Here is a 22,911-nt window from a genome sequence, read left to right as displayed (position 1 = left end):
TATAGAGCTTAATAGAAGTAGGGATGGATATGAGCAGATCTGAAAGGAAGATTGACCATATCCGCCATGCCATCAGTCACGAACGGGAGATTCATAATCATTTTGATGATATCGAAATTGTTCATCAAAGTCTTGCCCGTCTCAATTTCGAGGATATACAGATGAATATACAAGTAGGGGAACTTTATTTAAGTTCCCCTCTTTTTGTTAATGCGATGACTGGCGGTGGCGGAGAAGAGACCATGGCGATCAACCGTAACTTGGCTATAGCAGCAAAAGAGACTGGAATCGGTATGGCTGTAGGTTCTCAAATGTCAGCTTTAAAAAATGTTGAAGAACGAAAAACTTATGAAATTGTTCGAGAAATGAATCCTGAAGGGATCATCTTTGCTAATGTAGGAAGTGAAGCTACTTTAGACCAGGCAAGGGAAGCGGTTCGTATGCTTCATGCCGATGCTCTGCAAATTCATATCAACACTCTTCAGGAAATGATTATGCCTGAAGGGGATCGAGATTTTTCACAGCGGATGCACAGGATTCAGGACATTATTGACCATATCGATGTTCCAGTAATAGTAAAGGAAGTTGGCTATGGGATGTCTAAAGAAACCGCTGATACACTCTATCAAATGGGAGTTCGTCACCTTGACGTAGGTGGAAGAGGGGGGACGAATTTCTCTAGAGTGGAAAACATGAGGCGCGAGCGTGCGTACACTTCGTTTAACAATTGGGGCATCCCCACTCCAGTATCTGTTCTTGAGACGTCTATTTCTGATGATTTGCATGTTTTCGCATCAGGAGGAGTTCGGAACGGCCTTGATGGAGCGAAGGCGATGGTGCTCGGTGCAAAAGGTTTCGGAATGGCTGGATCACTGCTGAAGATACTGGTGAATGAAGGAAGGAAAGCATTAACTGAAGAGATCCATCATATTCTACATGAATTCAAAATAGCTATGATGCTTCAAAATACACTCCACCCTAAGGAATTGAATGGAAAACCATACGTAATGCTCGGTTATACGAAGCAATGGTATGACCAAAGGATGAACTAAGCCTATGACAAATTTGTCATAGGCTTTTTTATGTAGCTTTTTTCATGCTTATTTAATATAAGCTCCCGATTGTGGAAGACTCAGTTTCGAGACTTTTGGTGAGTGGATGGGGGCTACGGGGAATAGCTCGCTTTCCGCGGGAGCGCTAGGAGCACTAGGAGCACATACCGCGCATTCTTAAAGAAAGCCTTGCCTAGTTGAAATAATGAATGACAATTCCTGGCCATGGATACGGGGTCAGGGAAACGACGATTTGCGGTGTTTGGAATTAGTCAGTAGAAAAACACACACGTTCTTGTCTCCATTCGTTTTTCATGCGGACGTTTCCCAGACCCTGTTCCCACGCCTTATTCTTGCTGGATCTATGGTAAAAACGACTCTATAACGGCTTTAGTGAAAAGGGCCTTTTTACAGAGCTCGGCAGGTTACTGTTAGAGGGATTTCGAGAATCTCGTATGGTAAAGGGGCGGAGGGAAAAGGTGAGACTCCTACCTTAAGTGTGGAGGCGCCTCGATCAGCGGCGTATGGACTGGACTGAGCTGGCGGAGATAAAGGAAACACGAAGAACGGAGTGATTCGATGTTGACTTATCGTACAGAAGCGAGGGAAGTCTCACTAGCCGCTAGGCGCCGGAACCGGATATCTAAGAGGAAGTGCGTGGTAGATGAGACCCCACAGAGCGTTAGCTCGAGGAGGCTCATCACTCGCCCACGGAAAGCGAACCTTTTCCCGGAGCCCCTAAACTCCCACAAAAGTCACGAAATCGAGTCTTACACCATCCTGCCATATTCTTTAATAACTAATAATCATAATTACGGGCTAACAAACCCTTTCTTTATATAATATGTTTAAAGCTTTCGTGAACCACACATAATAAATGGTGAAGCTTGGGAGGTGTGGGGTCTTGGAGGCAACGTTTTACTGGTTTGCTTGGTCATTAACGGTCATAGCTGTCTTTTTCATTCAACGTCGGAAACTGAAACGCGATTTGTTACTGATTTTGGGTGTTTTTATGTGTACATATGACATACTTTCTTGGAGTCAAAAAGGTCAATTTTACTTTCACGTCCTTATCCTTCTCGTCTTCGGAACTTATCTTTTTATATCGATTAAAAGAACCGTGTTTGATTATTTCTGGCCGTTCATTCTTAGCGTTGGCTACGCAGCGATTTGGATGTTTCTCATCGTGCATCCTGTGTGGGTGAACTTCCCGGGAATTTCTCTGTTTCTCTTTGTGATCGTGGGAATTCTTCGACTGTTCGTTAAGGATGTAGGTGGCCAGATGGGTTTATGGATGTTAACCAATGCTGGTGGCTCCTTATTTTCTTTCATTATTTTCGCCCTTTATCAAAACGAAGGGCTCATTAATACTCATGTAATGCTTTCTCTCTCGATAAAAGGGGTGTTTGTACTGCTCCTTTTTCATGGCGTAGATCAATGGAAGAGAACTATTCGTAAAAAGAGAAAATCCCTATCTAAAGGAGCTGCTTTTGTGTGAATGAATACACCTATCCAATCATTTTAGGAATCCTCGTTGGTACAGCTCTTCGAGTCTTTATGTTGCGTACTGATTACAGGCAATATCCGACTTACCTTCATGGGAAGATCATCCACTTATCCTTAGGGTTTATTGCAGCTGCGCTTGGAACCATCGCGATCCCCTCTATTATGGAAAAGGAATTCACCGCCGTGACTTTTTTGACGTTAGCTGCTTCTCAGTTCCGGGAAGTACGCAATATGGAGAGGAATACATTGACGGAAATGGACTCTTATGAACTTGTCCCACGGGGCAATACGTATATTGAAGGAATAGCAGTTGCTTTCGAGAGCAGAAATTACCTCGTCATTTTCACTTCTTTTGTCGTCACCCTCTGTTATTTAGCACTTAATGTTTGGGTGGCTTTAGGGGCAGCTGTCATATGCTTTCTTCTATCTGGAATGTTGATGAGCGGTTCGAAGCTCTCGGATATCGTAACGGTAGAAGAGAAATCCATTTCCTTCGACGGAGCCGGATTGTATGTCGATAACATTTACATCATGAACATTGGATTGCCTGAGCGGCAGGAAGAGATTTTGAAATATGGAATGGGCTTCGTATTAACCCCTAAAGAATTCAGTGTCCGTTCTACCATTGCAAACCTTGGGCAGAGGCAGGCCATCTTGCATGATGTATCTGTGACCCTGGGGGTCTTCAGGGATTCAGGGACACCCGCTCTTGTGCCATTGATCAAAAGAGACTTGAATGATGGAAGGATTGGAGTGTTCATTCTTCCTCAAGAAAAGGATTCAAAACGGGCGAAAGAGATTATTGAACACGTACCCGTTCTCGAAAATGCCATACAAATGCCTTCGAAGAAAGGTAGGAGGAAACATTCATGAAAATGGAGAAAGCGATACTGGCTTCCGTTACGACACAGGAAAACAAAGTCCACGGCAGTGCAGCTGTATTCAAGTGTGAAACGAAAGAGGAAATGGAAGCTGTTGCAGCAAACTTAGAAGCTATTTTGGATGGAATCGCTCATGCATTAAGTGATCAACTATATATTATCGTCAAGCATTGAGAAAGAATTGTTTCTTTTTCTAAAGTTTGCTAAGATAATAAAGTTAATGGCTTCCTGCTGTTCTTCGGAAGATGGGCTGTTAAACCATCGCACGGGGGAGAGCAGTATTTTTTTGCTTTTCACTACTGAGGAAACATGGAATAATGAAAATAGAAATAAAGAAAGGATGATCCTTTCATGAGAAAATCAGTAATTGCTATTGTAGGACGACCGAATGTTGGGAAATCAACGATATTCAACCGACTTGTTGGAGAAAGAATCTCTATTGTAGAAGATACGCCCGGTGTCACGAGAGACCGGATTTATGCAGAAGCCGAATGGCTGACAACACGATTCAATGTCATTGATACCGGTGGGATTGAACTTGGGGACGAGCCGTTGCTCGTGCAAATGAGAGCACAGGCACAAGTAGCTATTGATGAAGCAGATGTCATTGTTTTCATGGTAAACGGCCGTGATGGAATTACCGGCGCTGACGAAGAAGTCGCCAAACTTCTATTTAAATCAAATAAACCGGTTGTTCTTGCAGTGAACAAGGTAGACAACCCTGAAATGAGAGAAAACATTTATGAATTCTACTCTCTCGGTTTTGGTGAACCTTTCCCAATTTCGGGGACACACGGATTGGGACTTGGAGACATGCTCGATGAAGTTGTGAAACACTTCCCTGAAAAAATTCAGGAAGAAATCGATGATGATACCATTCGTTTCAGCTTAATCGGCCGACCGAATGTAGGGAAATCATCGCTCGTAAACAGTCTCCTTGGTCAGGAACGAGTGATTGTCAGTGATATCGCAGGTACGACAAGGGATGCTATCGATACTCCATTCACTAAAGACGATCGGGATTATGTGATCATTGACACAGCTGGAATGAGAAAACGAGGCAAAGTTTATGAAACGACCGAAAAGTACAGCATCATGAGGGCATTGAAGGCGATTGAACGCTCGGATGTTGTCCTGACTTTAATTGATGCAGATGCAGGCATTCATGAACAGGACAAAAAGATTGCGGGCTATGCCCATGAAGCTGGAAAAGCTGTCATTATCGTCGTCAATAAATGGGATACCATAGAGACGGAAGAAAAAACGATGAAAGAGTTTGAAGATAAGGTTCGGGATCAATTCCGTTTCCTTGACTATGCACCTATTGTCTTTTTATCTGCGAAAACAAAAAAACGGATTCATACGTTGATCCCTAAAGTTCTGGAAGCAAGTGAGAATCATGCGAAGCGTGTGCAGACGAATCTGCTTAACGAAGTAATTATGGACGCCCTTGCTATGAATCCTTCTCCATCCATTAAGGGTCAGAAGCTGAAAATCTTTTATGCGACTCAAGTTTCTGTCAAACCGCCAAGTTTTGTGGTATTTGTTAATGAACCTGAGTTGATGCACTTCACATATGAGCGATTCTTGGAAAATAGGATCCGTGAAGCCTTCGGTTTTGAAGGAACTCCAATCAAGATTTTTGCAAGGAAACGTAGCTGATTCTTTCAGGAAGGGAGTAGGTAGCATGGAGAAAGTAGCTGTACTTGGTGCGGGGAGCTGGGGCACAGCTCTTGCCCTCGTTCTTGCTGATAATGGGCATGAGGTTCATCTCTGGACACACAGGGAGAACCTTGCTGAAGAAATCAACCAAACGCACCGGAATGAAAAATATTTGAAAGATATTGATCTTCCTCAATCGATTACTGCAAGCCATGACCTAGGAGCGACTGTAGAAAATGCTAAGCATGTGATCTTAGTCGTTCCGACAAAGGCTATGAGAGAAGTCTGCGGCCAGTTAAAGGAAGTTCTAAATGACAAAGTGATCATTACACACGCTTCAAAAGGGATCGAGCCTGGCTCTTACAAGCGTGTATCTGAAGTGATTTCCGAAGAGATCCCGAAAGAAAAGTATGAGGATATCGTCGTCCTCTCCGGTCCAAGTCATGCGGAAGAAGTAAGTCTCAGGCAGCCAACAACCGTAACGGTTTCTGCAGAGGAACTAGAAGTAGCGGAGAAAGTGCAGGACCTCTTCATTAATCGTCAATTCCGCGTGTATACATCTCCTGATTTGGTCGGCGTGGAACTTGGAGGCGCGTTGAAAAATATTATCGCCCTTGGTGCTGGTATTTCGGATGGGCTTGGTTACGGGGATAATGCCAAAGCGGCTCTAATTACGAGAGGGCTTGCTGAAATTGCCCGTCTTGGAACTTCAAAGGGAGCGAACCCGCTCACCTTCTCCGGCTTGACAGGAATCGGGGACCTTATTGTAACTTGTACAAGCTCTCACAGTCGAAATTGGAGGGCTGGGAATAAGCTTGGACAAGGATATCCATTGGAAGAGGTTTTAGACCAAATGGGAATGGTTGTTGAAGGAGTCAGGACGACAAAAGCCGCTTTTCAACTTGCACAGGAGCAAGGGGTGGAAATGCCGATCACTTCAGGGATTTACAGGATTCTATTTGAATCGGCTCATCCAAGAGATGTCGTCGACGAATTGATGACAAGGATCCGTAGACATGAAATGGAGGATTTGACAAATATTCTTGATGAAAAGATGAATGACTGACACATATCGACTCTCGTGCATATACTACACAGAACCTAACGCACGAGGAGGTCAATTGTTCATGAATGATTTTCAAAAGAATATTTTTGATCATCTGAAGAAAAAGGCAAACATCGACCCAGAAGATGTCTTCAAAGTGGCGAATTCTGTACAGAATGCTGATTTCAGTGATGAAAAGACGGTCAGACGTCTTGTTCGCCAGCTCGCAAAGGTTGCTAATAAGAACGTGTCAAAATCGAAGGAAGATAAAATCGTTGAAGCAATCACCAAACAAAACATGCCTTTGGATATGAATACCTTAGGCAAGTTTTTAAAATGATTACGAACCAATAGGCGCCTGAGGAGGCGGTCCTTCATTCGTATGCATAAGATATTACGCAGCAATCATTACACATGAGCTGGTCAGGGAATTGTTTAGTCAACCGGGGCAAACCGTTTGCCCCGGATTTTTTTATGCTTTTTTCAATTGAATCGCTCCGTAAATCTCAATGTTAATTTCATATAAGCTCCCGATTGTGGAAGACTCAGTTCCGAGATAACCGGGGTTCGTTGCTAAGTTTAGCGTCAGGGGTGGCTGGGAAGCTACTCGCTTTCCTGTGGGGGAGCGCCGAGCTTCCTCAGGCTATCGCCTTTCGGGATCTCGCCTATCTCCTTCTCCCACGGGAGTCTCGCAGCTTCCCAACAACCCCATTTCATATAAGGGAGAAACGAACCCCTATACGGAGAAGGAGTTTCTCCCACTCTTCTCTCCTAAGCATGCATAAAGCGCTCTGTATCAAGCTTTTACGTTGTGAATGCCAGCTGTGGAGGGGGTTATATTATCCACTTCCCTCAATCATACAAGCTGATTTTTCCAGAAGTGGTTTCGAGAATCTTCCATGGCAAAGGGGCGGAGGCGAATGGGGAGACTCCTGCGGGAAAAAAGTGCTTGGTGAGACCCCACAGAGCGAAGCTCGAGGAGGCTCACCGCGCTCCCGCGGAAAGCGAGTCATTCCCCGCAGCCCCATCCACTCAAAAACATCTCGAAACTGAGTCTTCAAGAAACCTGCCATATTCTTTAATAACTAATCATCGACTCAATGATTAACAGAGCATACTAAAAAGGTTGTAAAAATGGATATAAAAGACTGATAGACTCTGTTTTCTCATCTGTCCGTATAGAAAGACTTGTGGTATAATACCATCAGCAAAGTGTGCTTTGAAGGAGGAAGAGCTGTGTCAGAATCAATGCTCAAAATGTACATATCCTTCGCAGGGATTATTTCATTGTTCCTGGCTGTTGGTTTAATTTACTTAAGCAGATATAAATTAAAGGGCTTTCTATCAATAATGATCGCTGTTTTTGCTTATTTGTTTATGATTTTCGGAGGAATTATTATTCTTTATATCGTCCTGAGCGGACCGACGGCCTAACAGGAGGGAGACACTACATGAAACGCTTTTTATTCATATTATTGCCCTTGACGGCATTGTTGCTTTCCGGATGTCTATATCCGCAGAACAAGTTGGCGAAGAACCAGGTGCCGAATGATCAACAGCTTGAGATGGTTCAAAATGCTGTAGACACCTATCAGGAAAAGAAAAACGGCCTGCTGCCTATAAAAACGAAAGATCAAGACACGCCGATCTTTCAAAAGTATCCAATTGAATTCAGTAAGTTGAAGGAGTTGAATCTTCTCAATGATTTACCGGGTACATCCTTTGAAAACGGCGGCCATTATCAATATGTTATCATCCACCCTGAAACAGATCCGACAGTGAAAGTACTGGATCTCCGAACAACGGAAGAGGTACGTTCTTTGCAGGTTAAAGTGAAATTCTACCGAGATAATAATAAATATCCGCCTTTCGGTGATTTCGTCGCTCCTGGGGTGTATGAACTGGATCATGAGAAAATTGGAATGGACGAGCCGCCGATGGTCAACAGCCCCTATTCCGACCAAAAACTTCCCGTTTACCTGGATGAACAGGGGAGAGTGTATATTGATTATCGGAAAGACTTGTACACATACCTAAGAAAAGAAGAGCACAGTTACGAACAAGGGGAAGATATTCGTTACTTATTAACTGATCATACCCCATTTGTCCCTGCCTATTCGACTACCTATACAGTAGAAAATGGAGAGCCTGTGTTTTCAAAAGCTCAGCCATCGACATGATTGTTAACCGTTCCTGCATAGAGGGACGGTTTTTTTCATAGATTTTTAGTGAGCATAAACTAAACTTGATTATACCTTACCTATCCAGCGTTTCTCTTCTCCTGTTTATGCGAATCATCTATGATTGTTCGTCCAGTATGAGTTTCCGTACTTATAATTTCTTGCATATTTCACTAGGACAACGTCATAGAATTAGATTGTCTAGGCTTGTATGAAGGTGAAATTTTATTTGGGAGGGGATCCTTTGGAAAAGGTTGATATCTTCAGTGATATTTCCAAACGGACAAATGGAGATATTTATTTAGGAGTCGTCGGGGCTGTTCGTACTGGAAAATCTACATTCATAAAGAAATTCATGGAGCTCGTTGTTTTACCAAATATGGAGGAAGAATCAGAGCGTGAGCGTGCATTAGATGAATTGCCTCAAAGCGCGGCAGGGAAGACGATTATGACGACAGAACCTAAGTTTGTCCCTAATACGGCGGCAAACATCAATATTGATGATCACCTTGACATCCGCGTCCGCATGGTTGACTGTGTCGGATATGCCGTGAATGGTGCGGTTGGGTATGAAGATGAGCACGGACCAAGAATGATTCATACACCCTGGTATGAAGAGGCGATCCCTTTTCATGAAGCAGCGGAAATTGGTACGCAAAAAGTAATCCAGGAGCATTCGACCATTGGAATCGTTGTGACTACGGACGGTACCATCGGTGAAATCGCCCGGGCTGATTATGTGGAAGCAGAAGAGAAAATCGTAGAAGAGTTGAGAGAAGTCGGAAAACCTTTCATTATGATTGTGAATTCCGCACAGCCTCATCATCCGAATACGGAAAAATTGAGGGCGAACCTCTCTGAGAAGTACGATATACCCGTCCTTGCACTGTCCGTGGAGAGCATGCGGGAAAACGATGTTCAAAATGTTCTACGTGAAGCATTATTCGAATTCCCTGTGCTGGAAGTGAATGTGAATTTACCAAGCTGGGTGATGGTTCTTGATTCCCGCCACTGGTTAAGGAACAACCTTCAAGAGGCGATTGAAGATACAGTTAAAGATATTAAACGATTACGGGATGTGGATACAGTCGTAGGTAACTTCGATCAATACGAGTACATTACAGGTGCTCATATCTCAGGGATGGACCTTGGGGAAGGGATTGCTGAAATCGATCTTCAAGCGCCGGAACATTTGTATGATCATGTCTTAAAAGAAATTGTCGGAGAAGAAATCCGAGGGAAAGATCATTTACTTGAGATCATGCAGGATTTCTCCCATGCGAAGAGAGAATATGACCAGGTGGCAGATGCCTTACAGATGGTCAAACAGACGGGTTATGGAATCGCTGCACCGACCTTAGAGGATATGACTCTCGATGAACCTGAAATCATCAGACAAGGCTCGAGGTTCGGGGTAAGGTTGAAAGCTGTCGCGCCATCGATCCATATGGTTAAAGTGGATGTCCAATCAGAATTTTCGCCGATCATAGGAACAGAAAAACAAAGCGAAGAACTCGTGAGGTATCTTATGCAGGACTTTGAGGAAGACCCACTATCCATTTGGAATTCAGATATCTTTGGCAGATCTTTGAGTTCGATCGTCCGTGAAGGCATCCAGGCCAAACTGGCACTCATGCCGGAAAATGCAAGGTACAAACTACAAGAAACGCTCGAGCGTATCATCAATGAAGGTTCTGGTGGTATGATCGCAATCATTTTATAACGGCTCCGTGTGAGCCGTTTTTAATTTTGCTTTTTTCAGGGATTTGAATAAGACTTAAATGATAGAAATGTGGGTTCTATTTTCATCCGAAGAAACTGTATAATCCTCTCATTTCCATTCTCAAAAACACCAGAAATGCTTACTTTTCAGTGTTTTTAAGAAAAAAATTACGAAGTTTAAAGGATTTTTTAAGGGGGATGTCGTAATTACCTATGTGAAGATCATTAAAGTTGTGGAAATGCCGTCATATCAAGGTTTTGGAGGGTTTGCCACTTGAAGAAGATTATGGTAGGCTACACCTGAAATGAAGTGGAATTCAGCTCGGAAGTCGCGTTGTTACGCGTTTTTTACAGGATTGTCTATTGAATTTCGCTTTAAACTCGTTTATTATAAGGCTTGTCATCATAAAGATGGCACCTAAATAAACATTTGAAGTGGATGAAACCACTTGAATGAGTTAAACCTTCTTGGGAGGAGGTGAATGGCATGAATAAAACAGATCTAATCAACGCTGTATCTGAAAAAGCTGATCTTTCTAAGAAAGATGCTACACAAGCTGTAGATTCTGTATTCGAATCTATCATGGATTCACTTAAAGACGGTGATAAAGTCCAATTAATTGGATTCGGTAACTTCGAAGTACGTGAGCGCGCGGCACGTAAAGGCCGTAACCCACAAACTGGAGAAGAAATCGAAATCTCCGCGAGTAAAGTACCAGCTTTCAAACCTGGTAAAGCCCTTAAAGATGCGGTTAAATAATAGCTACATAGGGCTTAGGAAAAGGGTGCATGTGCACCCTTTTTCTTTTTATTTTTTTAAAAATCCTGCATTGAGGCCATAATGATGGAAAGGCTCTTCATTCGCAGTGTTCAACAAGGTGGATGTTTTGACAAAAGTCCCCTTTGTAAGAGATAGTAATGATACTAGAAGGAGGCGATCCTATGACTACATCCAACAATGATTTCTTCGTCATAAAAGCCCTTGAAGATGGCGTGAATGTCATCGGTTTGACCCGCGGTACGGATACGCGTTTCCACCACTCCGAAAAGCTTGACAGTGGAGAAGTAATGATCGCTCAGTTTACCGAGCACACTTCTGCCGTGAAAGTACGTGGGAAAGCTGTCATTCAAACAAGCCACGGCGAAATGACGAACGATGCAGAGTGACCATTCGCTCTGCGAACGTATACATAGTAAACAGTAGAAGGTCAAATATGCTATAATGGGAATGGTTTAATAGTGTTCAGGAAGGGACAAGGTGATCAAGTTGAATTCTTCAGATAATGACATCAAACAACTCAAACGAAAAATTGCATCGAAAGTTCGCCACCCTTATTTGGTACGTTTTATCCCTGAGCCGACGATCGATGAAGATAAGCTTGTGATCCTGTCTTCAATCATGGATCACACGAACTTGTCTGAGGTGAAAAAAGAACAATACATCATTACAACGATGCTCGTTCAGATTGCTCTTGATACACACGATCTTGTTACATTATCGGATGAAGACGATGATCGGGAGATCGTTCGCAGCCGTCAATTGACGGTCCTTGCCGGCGATTATTATAGTGGCCTATATTATTATCTCCTCTCTCAACTTGACGACATTCCTATGATTCATACGCTTGCGGGCGCAATTAAGGAAATCAACGAATTGAAGATGGAACTTTATTATAAAGATGTGGAGTCATTCCAAGAATTTTTAGAAGGTTTGAAGAAAATCGAATCCCTTCTTATTCAAAGGGTTGCTTCGTATGTCCAAAAAACAGCCATTAATGATATGGCGGGTGAATGGCTTTTAGCTAAAAAATTGCTGGAAGAAAAGCGCAGCTATCAGGAAGGTAATTTTTCCCCTCTCATTGATGCACTCATCAAACGTCCGGCATTGCTAGGGAATAGTGGACAAGTATTGGTGAACATTGAACAAATGCTACAAAACCATATGCACCGGTTGGAAGCGACAATCACCCAGCTTCCCGTCCATTTCAACTGGCTGAAATCTTACATGCATGCTGCCATTCATCATCAATTCAACCATAGACAGATAGCGGAAGAAGGGTGAACATGGAACCACAATCAAAAGAAGAAAGAGTACATCACGTATTTGAAAAAATATATGAACGATATGACAGTATGAATTCAATCATTTCCTTTCAACAACATCGGTTATGGCGTAAAGATGTCATGAAACGAATGAATGTTCAAAAGGGTGACCGTGCGCTTGATGTCTGTTGTGGTACGGGTGATTGGACGATGGCATTAGCGAATGAGGTCGGTACAGAGGGAAAGGTCATCGGCCTTGACTTCAGTGAAAATATGTTATCGGTTGGAATTAAAAAAAAGCTTGCTGGCAGAGTGAAGCAAGTGGAGTTCCAGCATGGGAATGCCATGAGCTTGCCCTATGAAAATGACCAGTTCGACTTTGTCACCATCGGCTTTGGTTTAAGGAATGTACCTGATTATCAACAAGTTTTAAAAGAATTGCATCGTGTTGTAAAACCTGGAGGGAAAGTTGTCTGTTTAGAAACATCACAACCAACCAACCCGGTCTTTAAAAAGCTCTATTATTTCTATTTTGGAAAGATTATGCCTGTATTTGGCAAGCTTTTCGCCAAAAGTTATCAAGAATACAGCTGGCTTCATGAATCAGCTAAAGACTTTCCTGGAAAAAAGGAACTGAAAGCGATGTTTGAAGAAGTCGGATTCAAGAATGTAATAGTAAAATCCTATACGGGCGGCGTTGCAGCCATGCATATGGGGGAAAAGCAATAACTAAGGATGAAATGCCATGAAACTAGCAATGATTTACTCTTTTCTTAAAAATGACCTAGCGGTAATCGAAGAGGCTGTAAACGATACGATTCAATCTGACAATCCAGTACTCAGAGAAGCATCCAGCCAATTGTTACAAGCAGGAGGGAAACGGATCCGTCCTGTCTTTGTCTTGCTTGGCGGTAAATTCGGGCATTATGATATTGAGCGTATGAAAGCAGTCGCTGTTTCTTTGGAGCTCATACATACCGCATCCCTTGTTCACGATGATGTGATCGATGAAGCGGAACTGAGGCGAGGGGAACCTACGATTAAATCACGTTGGGATAACCGGATTGCTATGTACACGGGAGATTATATTTTTGCCAGGTCGCTTGAAAATTTATCTGTGCTTGAAAACCCACGTGCTCACCAGATTCTTGCTGGGACAATGGTTGAATTATGTTTAGGGGAAATTGAACAGATCCGGGATAAATATAATATCGAACAGAACCTACGCACCTATCTCAGAAGGATCAAAAGGAAAACCGCGTTGCTCATCGCTGCCAGCTGTAGACTCGGTGCCATAGCCGCAAATGCAGATCCTGCTCATGAGCGTGCGCTTTATCAGTATGGCTACTATGTCGGTATGTCTTATCAAATCATCGATGATGTTCTGGATTTTACAGCATCTGAGAAAGAATTAGGTAAACCTGCAGGCAGTGATCTTCTACAAGGGAATATTACTCTACCTGTACTTTTTTCTATGGAAGAAAAAGAGTTCAAGAGGGAATTGAATGTTGCTTTCCAGGAGAAAGAGGATCTGACACCTGATCAACTTCAGCACTTGATTAAAAAAGTACAGTCTAATGGTTCGATCGAACGGTCATTAGAACTGAGCGACCGCTATTTGGAAAAAGCCTACCAATCCTTGAACAAGTTACCGGCGAACCGTGCTAAACAGACCCTGAAAGGGATTGCGAAGTATATTGGTAAAAGAAGGGCATAAATCTATTGCCTTTCTTCCCTTTGTTTGATAGACTTTTTTATGGCACTTATTAAAAGCGCTTTCACACTATACATAAGATGAGGTGTTTGTCATGGAAAAGACATTTTTGATGGTTAAGCCAGATGGTGTACAACGCAATTTGATCGGTGACATTACAGCAAGATTTGAACGCAAAGGGTTTAAACTTGCAGGGGCCAAGTTGATGGCTATTCCTACAGAACTTGCAGAAGAGCATTATGGTGAGCATAAGGAAAAACCATTTTTTGGTGAGCTCGTAGACTTCATCACATCAGGTCCTGTCTTCGCAATGGTTTGGGAAGGCGAAGATGTAATTGCAACGGCACGTACAATGATGGGAGCTACAAAGCCTGCTGAGGCTGCTCCAGGAACCATCCGTGGTGATTATGGTGTAACAGTAGGGAAAAACGTCATCCATGGCTCTGATTCGAAAGAAAGTGCTGAAAGAGAAATCGGTTTGTTCTTTGATGAAAAGGAACTCGTCGATTATGAAAAAGATTCACTCAACTGGATCTACTAATGAAAAAAGCTACCTTCCAAAGGTGGCTTTTTTCATTTCATCAACATAAAAAAATACTATTCACAATATGGCAGGATTGTGGAAGACTCAGTTTCAAGCTTACCGGGGTTCGTTGCCATGCAAAGAGCCAGAGGTGGTGGGGAAGCTACTCGCTTTCCTGCGGGGATGACGGCAAGCCTCCTCGTGCTTCGCACTGCGGGGTCTCGCCAGCCAATCTATTCCCGCGGGAGTCTCGCAGCTTCCCAACCACCCCATTCAATGGATGTGAGAAACGAACCCCTTGGCCGAGTGTGAGGGTCTTCCACCATCCATGTCCTATAGTAATCAAGCATTCTGTACCAGACTTTCAGTGGAGAATATACACTCTTAGGGTCTACACGCTAATACTTAGAATCTCGGCTATTTATTGAAGTGGTTTCGAGATACTTAAATGGCAAGGAACTGGGGGGGGAGAACCGCCCACCTCACAAACATCTCGAAACGAGTCCTCCACAATCGGGAGCTTTTTTTGAATGATAGAGGTTACTCGTTTACAACCTGAAGATGCTGGAGTACGCTTATAGGGAATAAGCAGAGGGAGTTTTGGGGATGAGTCAGGATTACATACAATTCATAGAGAAAGTCCATCGAAAAACAGGAATCGATTTATCGCAGTACAAGGAAGCTCAAATGAAGCGACGGCTGACTTCTTTAAGGGAAAAGCGAGGCTATCATAATTTCAAAAGCTATTACAACGCCCTGGAAAACGATTCATCGTTGTCAGATGAATTACTAGATCGTATGACAATCAATGTTTCTGAATTTTACCGGAATAGGAAGAGGTTTGAAGTACTTGAACAAAAAGTCATTCCGTATTTGCTTCAACAAAAGAAGAAGTTACGGATATGGAGTGCTGCATGTTCCACCGGCGAGGAACCGTACACATTGGCTATGATATTGAGTCGATACATACCTCTTCAACAAGTGGAGATCCTTGCGACAGATCTCGACGTTAATGCCTTAAGGAAGGCAGAACAAGCCCTGTACCATGAAAGATCATTGAAGCAAGTATCACCAGATATACTTAGAAAATACTTCAGAAAAGAAGGAAGCTCTTATCGAGTGATTGATGATATCAGAAATAGTGTCACCTTCAAAAAGCACAACCTTTTAGCTGACCGTTACCAAAAGGATTTTGATCTCATCGTCTGTCGCAATGTGATGATCTATTTTACGGAAGAAGCGAAGAGGCGTATCTTCAAAAACTTCTGCCATTCTCTTGTAGATGGGGGGATCTTCTTCGTCGGAAGCACGGAGCAGATTTTTTCTCCCCAAACCCACGGATTTGAAATTTTTGACACGTTTTTTTATAGGAAATGGCAAAAATAAGCGTTCGTAAACGCTTTCTAATCTTATTTTATAAAAATTCCGATATTTTGACGACACAAATTTACATCCATATGATATAGTAGTATCTAAAATTTAGAACACCCCCTACAAGGGGATGAATACATAGGAGGTACGTTTATGCGCTACTTAACCGCTGGTGAATCACACGGCAAGCAACTAACAACGATTATCGAAGGAATTCCCTCTCATCTTCCTTTATTGAGAGAGCAAATAAATGAATCACTGATCAGACGCCAAGGCGGATACGGGCGTGGGAAACGTATGCAAATCGAAAAAGACTTAGTAGAAATAACAAGTGGGGTTCGTCATGGATACACCCTTGGCTCTCCCATCACTTTGGTCGTAAATAATGATGACTTTAAACACTGGACGGACATTATGGGCGAAGATCCTCTACCTGAGGAAACGCAAAAGATCCGTCGTACGGTAACGAAACCTCGTCCAGGTCATGCAGATTTGAATGGTGGAATGAAATACGGTCATAGAGATATGAGAAACGTACTCGAACGTTCTTCAGCAAGGGAAACGGCAGCACGAGTAGGGGCAGGAGCCGTTGCTAAGGTGCTTTTGAAGGAGCTTGGTATTGAAGTGACAGGCTATGTGCGTGAAATCGCAGGTATTGTGTCAGATGTTGATGAAAACCTAACTTTACAACAACGGAGAGAAATTTCAGAGGCATCGCCTGTCCGTACTTTTGACGAAGAAGCGGCAGAGAAAATGATGCATGCGATTGATGAAGCGAAGAAAGAAGGAGACTCGATCGGCGGGGTAACTGAGGTGTATGTAGAAGGAATGCCACCTGGAATCGGTTCATATGTTCAATATGATCGAAAGCTGGATGCGAAAATCGCTGGATCTGTAATGAGTATCAACGCCTATAAAGGGGTTGAATTCGGGATCGGTTTCGAAGCCGCTCGTAGAAACGGAAGCGAGGTCCATGATGAGATCTTATGGAGCGAAGAAAGAGGATATTACCGTCGTACCAATCGCCTCGGGGGCTTTGAAGGTGGGATGACGACGGGCATGCCGATTGTCGTTAAAGGGGTCATGAAGCCAATCCCTACCTTATACAAACCTCTACAGAGTGTGGATATCGAAACCAAAGAACCGTTTAATGCAAGTATTGAACGTTCCGATTCCTGTGCCGTTCCGGCTGCTTCTGTCGTAATGGAGCATATCGTAGCTTTTGAGCTGGCTAAAGCCATTACAGATGAATTTCCAGCCGATTACTTCCCACGTCTCAAACGTGCTGTCGATGATTACCGCAAGGAAGTACGTGAATTTTAATGGCTTCTGTCACGGTCCGATCCAGTAGTCATGACTATGAAGTTTTGATTGGAAAAGGTCTACGGCATAATTTGGTTGAATTCATTTCATCCGGTTACACGTCTATATTAGTTATTACAGACAGTACGGTTAAGGATCATTACTTGCAGGATGTGAAGGAAAGTTTATCAGAAGCAACTCCTGTTTTTACGGCAGTCGTTCCTGCAGGAGAGTCTTCGAAGAGTATGGTCAGGTATGAAGAGCTCCTTGACAGTTGTGTGGATGTAAAATTGGATCGCAAATCTCTTATTATCGCACTTGGTGGAGGGATGATCGGGGATTTGGCAGGGTTTGTAGCATCCACGTATTTACGCGGTATTGATTACATCCAGATGCCTACTACGATTTTAGCCCATGACAGCAGTGTAGGCGGTAAAGTGGCCATCAATCACCCTAAAGGGAAAAATCTAATTGGTTCCTTTTATCATCCAGTGAAAGTAATCTATGACATCGAAACGATGGAAACCTTGCCCGAGAGCGAAATTCGTTCCGGGTATGGGGAAGTGATCAAACATGCTTTTCTCAGTGACGAAGACTGGGCGCATCGCCTGCTAAAAGGAAAACTTTCCGAACTTTCAGTGAAACAGTTAGAGAGCGATATAATGAAAGGGATCCAGGTGAAGGCTTCGATCGTAGAGAAGGATGAAAGAGAAGCTGGAATCAGGAAGTATTTGAATTTAGGTCATACCCTTGCTCATGCGATTGAAGCGGAGCTGGGATACGGGGAGATCACCCATGGGGAAGCTGTCGCCGTAGGGCTGCTATTTATGATGAAGTTGAGTAACGAACTTAAAGGGGCTCAGCTTCCTATACAAGCGTATAAGGAATGGCTGGATGATAATAATTATCCAGTTTCCGTTTTAACCAGGATCCGACCTGATCGAATGTTGGAGAGAATGATGTTGGATAAGAAAACACTGAGGCGGAAAATCAATTTTGTCCTCCTCCATGAACTGAGTGACCCTTATGTGGTGGAAATCGAGGAGGCGCAATTACTAGAACAGATGTCTCTTTTAATTAATGAGGTGAGTGGAGAATGATGATTCGAGGTGTAAGGGGAGCGACAACGGTTGAAAGAAATGAACATGATGAAATTGTAGAACAATCCTATCAATTGCTCCAAGATGTCATAGCTTCCAACCAAATTGAAGCAACGGATGTTGTTTCGGTCTATTTTACAGTGACAGAGGATTTGAATGATGCCTTCCCTGCAAAGTCCCTGAGAAAAATAGATGGATGGACGTATGTTCCGGTGATGTGCATGCGAGAAATTCCAGTGCCTGGTAGTCTTGAGAAGTGTATCAGGGTCATGGTGACCGTACAGACGGAAATTGCACAAAAAGATATCCAGCATATCTATCATAATCATGCAAAACAATTGAGACCAGATTTAAAGAGTTGAGAGGAGTATCCCAATGAAAGCCAAAGACATTCTAAAAAACATGAAACCATACAAGCCGGGTAAAGGGATAGAGGAAGTAAAGAAGGAGTTCGGTTTGGATCGGATCGTTAAGCTTGCTTCCAATGAAAATCCATTTGGTTTTTCTCCCGTGGTGGAGAAAGAATTGCCGAAACTGATCTCGAATTTAGAAATCTATCCTGATGGATATGGCGCAGAAATTAGAAAGAAAGTCGCTCGTTTCATCGGTGTGGAAGAGAACCAGTTGATCTTCGGAAATGGTTCAGATGAAGTGGTCCAAATCATTTGCCGGACTTTTCTTGAGCCAGGTGCCAATACAGTTATGGCGACACCAACTTTTCCGCAGTATCGCCATAATGCGTTGATTGAAGGTGCGGAAGTAAGAGAAGTCCCACTGATCGATGGTCATCATGATTTAGAAGGCATGCTTCAAAATATTGATGAACAGACACGTGTACTTTGGATTTGCACGCCGAATAATCCGACAGGTGTCCATATCGATCAAACGACATTACAGTCTGTTCTTGAACGGACGCCTGATCACGTTCTTGTTGTCATTGATGAAGCTTATTACGAATATTTGGAAGCGGATGATGCCTTCGATTCCATAGAGGCATTGAATCACTATCCAAACCTGATGGTACTCCGTACTTTCTCTAAAGCATACGGTTTAGCAGGTTTACGAATCGGCTATGGTGTCGGTCACCCAGAGGTCATTCAAATTCTTGAACCATCCCGCGAGCCTTTCAACACTTCAACGGTTGCACAAGCGGCTGCTCTCTTAGCCTTGGATGACCAGAAGTTCATTGAAGAAACGGTTCATGAAAACCGAAAGAACAAAAAAGTTTTGATGCAATTCTGTGATGATCATGGGTTGAAATATTTCGACACTCAGGCAAATTTCCTTTTGATTCATTTGCCTTGCAGTGGTGATGAAATGTTCGAATACTTGTTGACAAAAGGGTTTATCGTACGCTCCGGGGAAGCGCTAGGTTTACCGAATACCATTCGATTAACCATTGGGAAGAAAGAAGACATGCAGGAGATCCAGGAAGCGATGAAACAAAAGCTCGCTTCTGTTGATGGACAATGAAGCGGAAAATACTCATCGTTGGTTTAGGACTCATCGGTGGTTCCATAGCTATGAACGTCTCTAAGAAAGAGGATGTATTCATCATTGGAATGGACGGGGATCAAGAAACCCTTAATATGGCTCTGAAGCAAGGGGTAATTGATCAGGCCTCGTTCAATTTTGAAGAAGCAGCTCAGGAAGCAGATATCTGCATTTTAGCTACACCCATTTCCATTACCATCGACTACATTCAAAAGCTCGAGTCTATGGATTTGAAAAAACCGTTGCTAGTGACAGACGTTTCTTCTGTGAAAAACCAGGTGCTGGAAGCGGCGAACCGATTAACACATCCTTTCCTTTCCTTTGTAGGTGGACACCCGATGGCAGGTTCGCACAAACATGGCTATACGGCTGCGAAACCACATCTGTTCGAGAATGCGATTTATGTGTTGACCCCATCTGTTCATGCCGATGAAAAGGAAGCGGATGTGATTAAAGATTTGTTATCAGAAACGAAGGCTCGTTTCGTGACATTTACAACGAAAGAACATGATGAGATGACCGCGGTCATCTCTCATTTTCCGCATTTAATCGCTTCTTCACTCGTCCACCAGGCAAAAGAGTGGGAAGTCACACATCCATATATTAAACAGATGGCGGCAGGGGGATTCAAAGACATTACTCGAATCGCCTCCAGTAATCCGAAATTGTGGCAGGATATTTTCTTTCAAAATAAAAAACTCCTCATTTCCATGCTTGATGACTGGATCGGGGAGATGGAGAGAATAAAAACCTATCTTTCACAAGGTGAGAAAGAGAAAACGTACAAGTATCTATCTGATGCTAAATTGTACAGAGACGGCCTCCCAACAAAAGACAAAGGAGCCATCCCATCTTTCTATGACATCTATGTTGATATCCATGACCAACCAGGTGCGATCCGTGATGTGATCGGAATCCTGGCGGAAGAAGCCATCAGCATTAAAAATATTCAAATCCTTGAAATTCGGGAAGGGATTACCGGAGTGTTGAGAATCAGCTTTGCTACAAGTGAAGAACAATGGAAGAGTAAAGAAATATTAGATCACTACCAATACGAAGTAATGATCCAACAGTAGAGGAGGATTCCTATGTCAAGTATTGAGTTGAAACCAACAGATAAGCGACTGAAAGGAGAATTATCTGTTCCTGGTGATAAATCCATCTCCCACCGATCCGTCATTTTCTCAGCGTTGGCGCAAGGAACTTCTGTCATTACGAATTTTCTAACCGGTGAAGATTGCTTGAGGACGGTCGAAGCCTTCCGCCTTATGGGGGTAAACATCGAGCAGGAAGGGAATAAGATTACAGTTCATGGAAAAGGGATTTCCCACCTAAGAGAACCTTCCCAACCGATTAATTTCGGAAATTCAGGGACAACGGCACGGCTAATGAGCGGAGTGCTTGCAGGTCTTCCTTTATTCACGACAGCATTCGGAGACGAGTCATTGTCCAAGCGCCCCATGGACCGTGTCATCCAACCGCTTAGAGTGATGGGAGCGGAGATCCGAGGGCGTGAAGATGACTCCTTGCTCCCACTTGCCTTCCGCGGGAAAAAACTTGAGGGGACTCGCCATGAATTGACAGTGAAAAGTGCTCAAGTGAAGTCTGCTTTGCTATTAGCAGGTATGCTGGCAGAAGGAGAAACTGAAGTGATAGAGCTTGGGGAAACCAGAAATCATACGGAAATGCTTCTTCCTGAATTCGGGGTGGATGTAGAAGTGGAAGGCAGGTTTATTAAAATCAAGGGTGGACAAAAACCTTTTGCTTCCGATATCAAAGTTCCTGGTGACATCTCTTCGGCAGCCTTTTTCCTCGTGGCCGCTTCGATTGTTCCTGATAGTGAATTAGTGATTAGGGATGTCGGGCTCAACCCGACGCGTGACGGGATTGTAAGAGCATTGAAAGAAATGGGAGCGAATATAGAAGTCCATGTACATACACATATCGGAAGTGAACCTGTTGGTGACATCGTTGTCCGTCACAGCCGGCTAAAAGGAATGACCTTAGAAGGGGACCTTATTCCGAATGTGATTGATGAAATCCCCATCCTTGCTCTGGCAGCGACGCAGGCAGAAGGAAAAACGATCATTAAAGATGCGGAAGAGCTGCGTTACAAGGAAACGGACCGAATTGAAGCTGTCGTAGAGACGCTTACTACTTTAGGTGCAGATGTTCAAGCACAAGAAGATGGAATGATTATCCAGGGGGGTTCACCTTTAAAAGGGGGATCCGTCGATTCTTATGGAGATCATCGTATCGGTATGATGGGTGCGATCGCTTCTTTAATTTGTGAGGGAGAAGTCATTGTCAAGAACAAAGATTGTATCAACATCTCTTATCCTTCATTTTTCACAGACTTAAATCAAGTCCTGAACTAAATTAACTTCATAGTTTATGTAAAGCTCTCATACGATATAAAAAGCCTACTTGGAGGTTTCGTCGTATGGGAGCTTATTGGTTTCGAGGATATGTTGAAAATGACAAAGGTCCCTGTTTTAGTGAATGCACAGTTAAGGAAGAGAAGTTCGTCAGAGACCGGACTGGAAAAGAACCTTATACGTTGATGGTAGTGGATGGATTTCACGTCAGCCCAGGGCATGTGATGATGGATCTTAACGAGCCGCTTGCTTTTTCACCCTCCGTAACCGACACAGGGAATCGCTACATAAAAAGAGGGTGTACCTTGTTACTCACACAACACCTAGTGACTAGTTTACGTCACTACCGAAATCAATATGACCACTTTTTAAATCGATGTCAATCACTGCCTCTCGATTATATGGTCATACCTGTTGTGCCGGCAAAGATGCTGCGGCCTGAAATGGTCCGTTTTTTTGCCAGAAAAGGAAGCCCCTTTTTATGTGTGGAAGTGCAGTCCGTGGGAGAACTAACTGAGGTTTGTTGGGAATGGGTAGCTCAGGCGCAGGCTTATAAACGAATGCCGTTGACAATGTTCGTCAAAGATACAGAGAATACGTCGAACAACTATGCAGAATTGTGGTCTTCACTTTGCGAACAGTATGGTATCATAAAGCTAACAGATGTACAGGATGATGAAATACTCTCTTTGAAAAATTTAAAAGACAGCGGGATCTATCCTCACAAAGGCGGAATCGTCCCTGGAGGGTATGCGGATTATAACCTTTATCGCTTTTCAGAAGACCGAACGTTTGAAGAGACGGATGATTTTAGATATCATAATTCTGTTCCGAATGTAACGGTTATGAATGGACAGGTGAAACAGGTGAACCAGAAGGTCATCGATGAAAAGCCTGGATCCCACATACAAGTGAAGATTCACAAGCATTTTGTTTAA

At 43.2% G+C, this 22,911-nt stretch carries 24 protein-coding genes; all 24 read left to right on the top strand.

The window, feature by feature from the left end:
• The first annotated feature begins 29 nt into the window (after window positions 1-29).
• The 24 genes from fni to DYE48_RS09145 all read left to right on the top strand — a co-directional run bounded on the left by fni (window position 30) and on the right by DYE48_RS09145 (window position 22,911).
• Window positions 30-1,052 carry a type 2 isopentenyl-diphosphate Delta-isomerase gene (gene fni / locus DYE48_RS09265; RefSeq protein WP_115823367.1) on the top strand — a complete coding sequence of 341 codons (1,023 nt, stop codon included), beginning with the start codon at window positions 30-32 and terminating at the stop codon, window positions 1,050-1,052.
• Window positions 1,053-1,956: 904 nt separating this feature from the next.
• Window positions 1,957-2,550 carry a YphA family membrane protein gene (locus DYE48_RS09260; RefSeq protein WP_115823349.1) on the top strand — a complete coding sequence of 198 codons (594 nt, stop codon included), beginning with the start codon at window positions 1,957-1,959 and terminating at the stop codon, window positions 2,548-2,550.
• Window positions 2,547-3,431, top strand: a complete 885-nt coding sequence (locus DYE48_RS09255) for a YIEGIA family protein (protein WP_089652589.1) — start codon at window positions 2,547-2,549, stop codon at window positions 3,429-3,431. Before DYE48_RS09260 ends, DYE48_RS09255 begins: the two co-directional genes overlap by 4 nt.
• The gene (locus tag DYE48_RS09250) at window positions 3,428-3,613 is read left to right on the top strand and encodes a capping complex subunit for YIEGIA (protein ID WP_035504885.1); all 186 of its coding nucleotides are present in this window, start codon (window positions 3,428-3,430) and stop codon (window positions 3,611-3,613) included. Before DYE48_RS09255 ends, DYE48_RS09250 begins: the two co-directional genes overlap by 4 nt.
• Window positions 3,614-3,790: 177 nt before the next feature.
• Entirely contained in the window at window positions 3,791-5,101 is a 1,311-nt protein-coding gene (gene der, locus DYE48_RS09245) for a ribosome biogenesis GTPase Der (RefSeq protein ID WP_089652588.1), read from the top strand.
• Between the two features lie 25 nt (window positions 5,102-5,126).
• Window positions 5,127-6,167: an NAD(P)H-dependent glycerol-3-phosphate dehydrogenase gene (locus tag DYE48_RS09240; RefSeq protein WP_115823348.1), complete on the top strand. Its 1,041-nt coding sequence runs from the start codon at window positions 5,127-5,129 to the stop codon at window positions 6,165-6,167.
• A 61-nt stretch (window positions 6,168-6,228) separates the two neighbouring features.
• Window positions 6,229-6,486, top strand: coding sequence for a stage VI sporulation protein F (locus DYE48_RS09235; RefSeq protein ID WP_089652586.1), 258 nt, complete (start codon window positions 6,229-6,231; stop codon window positions 6,484-6,486).
• Between the two features lie 896 nt (window positions 6,487-7,382).
• Window positions 7,383-7,580: a DUF2768 domain-containing protein gene (locus DYE48_RS09225; protein ID WP_089652585.1), complete on the top strand. Its 198-nt coding sequence runs from the start codon at window positions 7,383-7,385 to the stop codon at window positions 7,578-7,580.
• 17 nt (window positions 7,581-7,597) lie between these two features.
• Complete coding sequence (locus DYE48_RS09220; RefSeq protein WP_089652584.1) at window positions 7,598-8,326, top strand: hypothetical protein; 729 nt, start codon at window positions 7,598-7,600, stop codon at window positions 8,324-8,326.
• 244 nt (window positions 8,327-8,570) lie between these two features.
• Window positions 8,571-10,049: a stage IV sporulation protein A gene (gene spoIVA / locus DYE48_RS09215; protein WP_089652608.1), complete on the top strand. Its 1,479-nt coding sequence runs from the start codon at window positions 8,571-8,573 to the stop codon at window positions 10,047-10,049.
• A gap of 486 nt (window positions 10,050-10,535) precedes the next feature.
• Window positions 10,536-10,808, top strand: a complete 273-nt coding sequence (locus DYE48_RS09210; RefSeq protein ID WP_008638574.1) for an HU family DNA-binding protein — start codon at window positions 10,536-10,538, stop codon at window positions 10,806-10,808.
• Between the two features lie 182 nt (window positions 10,809-10,990).
• Complete coding sequence (gene mtrB / locus DYE48_RS09205; protein WP_089652583.1) at window positions 10,991-11,215, top strand: trp RNA-binding attenuation protein MtrB; 225 nt, start codon at window positions 10,991-10,993, stop codon at window positions 11,213-11,215.
• 91 nt (window positions 11,216-11,306) lie between these two features.
• On the top strand, window positions 11,307-12,110 hold the full coding sequence (locus tag DYE48_RS09200; RefSeq protein WP_115823347.1) for a heptaprenyl diphosphate synthase component 1: 804 nt from the start codon (window positions 11,307-11,309) through the stop codon (window positions 12,108-12,110).
• Between the two features lie 2 nt (window positions 12,111-12,112).
• Window positions 12,113-12,820, top strand: a complete 708-nt coding sequence (gene menG, locus DYE48_RS09195) for a demethylmenaquinone methyltransferase (RefSeq protein ID WP_115823346.1) — start codon at window positions 12,113-12,115, stop codon at window positions 12,818-12,820.
• A gap of 16 nt (window positions 12,821-12,836) precedes the next feature.
• Window positions 12,837-13,808 carry a heptaprenyl diphosphate synthase component II gene (gene hepT, locus DYE48_RS09190; protein ID WP_115823345.1) on the top strand — a complete coding sequence of 324 codons (972 nt, stop codon included), beginning with the start codon at window positions 12,837-12,839 and terminating at the stop codon, window positions 13,806-13,808.
• Window positions 13,809-13,899: 91 nt separating this feature from the next.
• The gene (ndk, locus tag DYE48_RS09185; RefSeq protein WP_089652579.1) at window positions 13,900-14,346 is read left to right on the top strand and encodes a nucleoside-diphosphate kinase; all 447 of its coding nucleotides are present in this window, start codon (window positions 13,900-13,902) and stop codon (window positions 14,344-14,346) included.
• Window positions 14,347-14,934: 588 nt separating this feature from the next.
• Window positions 14,935-15,714, top strand: a complete 780-nt coding sequence (locus DYE48_RS09180) for a CheR family methyltransferase (protein ID WP_115823344.1) — start codon at window positions 14,935-14,937, stop codon at window positions 15,712-15,714.
• A gap of 138 nt (window positions 15,715-15,852) precedes the next feature.
• Window positions 15,853-17,022: a chorismate synthase gene (gene aroC, locus DYE48_RS09175; RefSeq protein WP_115823343.1), complete on the top strand. Its 1,170-nt coding sequence runs from the start codon at window positions 15,853-15,855 to the stop codon at window positions 17,020-17,022.
• The gene (aroB, locus tag DYE48_RS09170; protein ID WP_115823342.1) at window positions 17,022-18,101 is read left to right on the top strand and encodes a 3-dehydroquinate synthase; all 1,080 of its coding nucleotides are present in this window, start codon (window positions 17,022-17,024) and stop codon (window positions 18,099-18,101) included. Before aroC ends, aroB begins: the two co-directional genes overlap by 1 nt.
• Window positions 18,101-18,463: a chorismate mutase gene (aroH, locus tag DYE48_RS09165; protein WP_089652607.1), complete on the top strand. Its 363-nt coding sequence runs from the start codon at window positions 18,101-18,103 to the stop codon at window positions 18,461-18,463. The genes aroB and aroH overlap by 1 nt, the downstream gene beginning before the upstream one ends.
• A gap of 13 nt (window positions 18,464-18,476) precedes the next feature.
• Complete coding sequence (gene hisC, locus DYE48_RS09160) at window positions 18,477-19,574, top strand: histidinol-phosphate transaminase (protein ID WP_115823341.1); 1,098 nt, start codon at window positions 18,477-18,479, stop codon at window positions 19,572-19,574.
• Window positions 19,571-20,671, top strand: a complete 1,101-nt coding sequence (locus DYE48_RS09155) for a prephenate dehydrogenase (RefSeq protein WP_115823340.1) — start codon at window positions 19,571-19,573, stop codon at window positions 20,669-20,671. The genes hisC and DYE48_RS09155 overlap by 4 nt, the downstream gene beginning before the upstream one ends.
• A 12-nt stretch (window positions 20,672-20,683) precedes the next feature.
• On the top strand, window positions 20,684-21,973 hold the full coding sequence (gene aroA / locus DYE48_RS09150) for a 3-phosphoshikimate 1-carboxyvinyltransferase (RefSeq protein WP_115823339.1): 1,290 nt from the start codon (window positions 20,684-20,686) through the stop codon (window positions 21,971-21,973).
• A 65-nt stretch (window positions 21,974-22,038) separates the two neighbouring features.
• Window positions 22,039-22,911: a hypothetical protein gene (locus DYE48_RS09145; RefSeq protein WP_115823338.1), complete on the top strand. Its 873-nt coding sequence runs from the start codon at window positions 22,039-22,041 to the stop codon at window positions 22,909-22,911.

Source organism: Halobacillus trueperi (assembly GCF_003386945.1).
Lineage (GTDB): Bacteria > Bacillota > Bacilli > Bacillales > Halobacillaceae > Halobacillus > Halobacillus aidingensis.
Note: the sequence above shows the minus strand (reverse complement) of the source record. Positions and strands in the feature narration are given on the sequence as shown.

Coding starts and splice junctions, on each gene's coding strand:
- fni (WP_115823367.1), top strand. CDS start 30: ATGAGCAGATCTGAAAGGAAGATTGACCATATCCGCCATGCCATCAGT.
- DYE48_RS09250 (WP_035504885.1), top strand. CDS start 3,428: ATGAAAATGGAGAAAGCGATACTGGCTTCCGTTACGACACAGGAAAAC.
- der (WP_089652588.1), top strand. CDS start 3,791: ATGAGAAAATCAGTAATTGCTATTGTAGGACGACCGAATGTTGGGAAA.
- DYE48_RS09240 (WP_115823348.1), top strand. CDS start 5,127: ATGGAGAAAGTAGCTGTACTTGGTGCGGGGAGCTGGGGCACAGCTCTT.
- DYE48_RS09235 (WP_089652586.1), top strand. CDS start 6,229: ATGAATGATTTTCAAAAGAATATTTTTGATCATCTGAAGAAAAAGGCA.
- DYE48_RS09220 (WP_089652584.1), top strand. CDS start 7,598: ATGAAACGCTTTTTATTCATATTATTGCCCTTGACGGCATTGTTGCTT.
- DYE48_RS09210 (WP_008638574.1), top strand. CDS start 10,536: ATGAATAAAACAGATCTAATCAACGCTGTATCTGAAAAAGCTGATCTT.
- mtrB (WP_089652583.1), top strand. CDS start 10,991: ATGACTACATCCAACAATGATTTCTTCGTCATAAAAGCCCTTGAAGAT.
- menG (WP_115823346.1), top strand. CDS start 12,113: ATGGAACCACAATCAAAAGAAGAAAGAGTACATCACGTATTTGAAAAA.
- hepT (WP_115823345.1), top strand. CDS start 12,837: ATGAAACTAGCAATGATTTACTCTTTTCTTAAAAATGACCTAGCGGTA.
- ndk (WP_089652579.1), top strand. CDS start 13,900: ATGGAAAAGACATTTTTGATGGTTAAGCCAGATGGTGTACAACGCAAT.
- DYE48_RS09180 (WP_115823344.1), top strand. CDS start 14,935: ATGAGTCAGGATTACATACAATTCATAGAGAAAGTCCATCGAAAAACA.
- aroC (WP_115823343.1), top strand. CDS start 15,853: ATGCGCTACTTAACCGCTGGTGAATCACACGGCAAGCAACTAACAACG.
- aroB (WP_115823342.1), top strand. CDS start 17,022: ATGGCTTCTGTCACGGTCCGATCCAGTAGTCATGACTATGAAGTTTTG.
- aroH (WP_089652607.1), top strand. CDS start 18,101: ATGATTCGAGGTGTAAGGGGAGCGACAACGGTTGAAAGAAATGAACAT.
- hisC (WP_115823341.1), top strand. CDS start 18,477: ATGAAAGCCAAAGACATTCTAAAAAACATGAAACCATACAAGCCGGGT.
- DYE48_RS09155 (WP_115823340.1), top strand. CDS start 19,571: ATGAAGCGGAAAATACTCATCGTTGGTTTAGGACTCATCGGTGGTTCC.
- aroA (WP_115823339.1), top strand. CDS start 20,684: ATGTCAAGTATTGAGTTGAAACCAACAGATAAGCGACTGAAAGGAGAA.
- DYE48_RS09145 (WP_115823338.1), top strand. CDS start 22,039: ATGGGAGCTTATTGGTTTCGAGGATATGTTGAAAATGACAAAGGTCCC.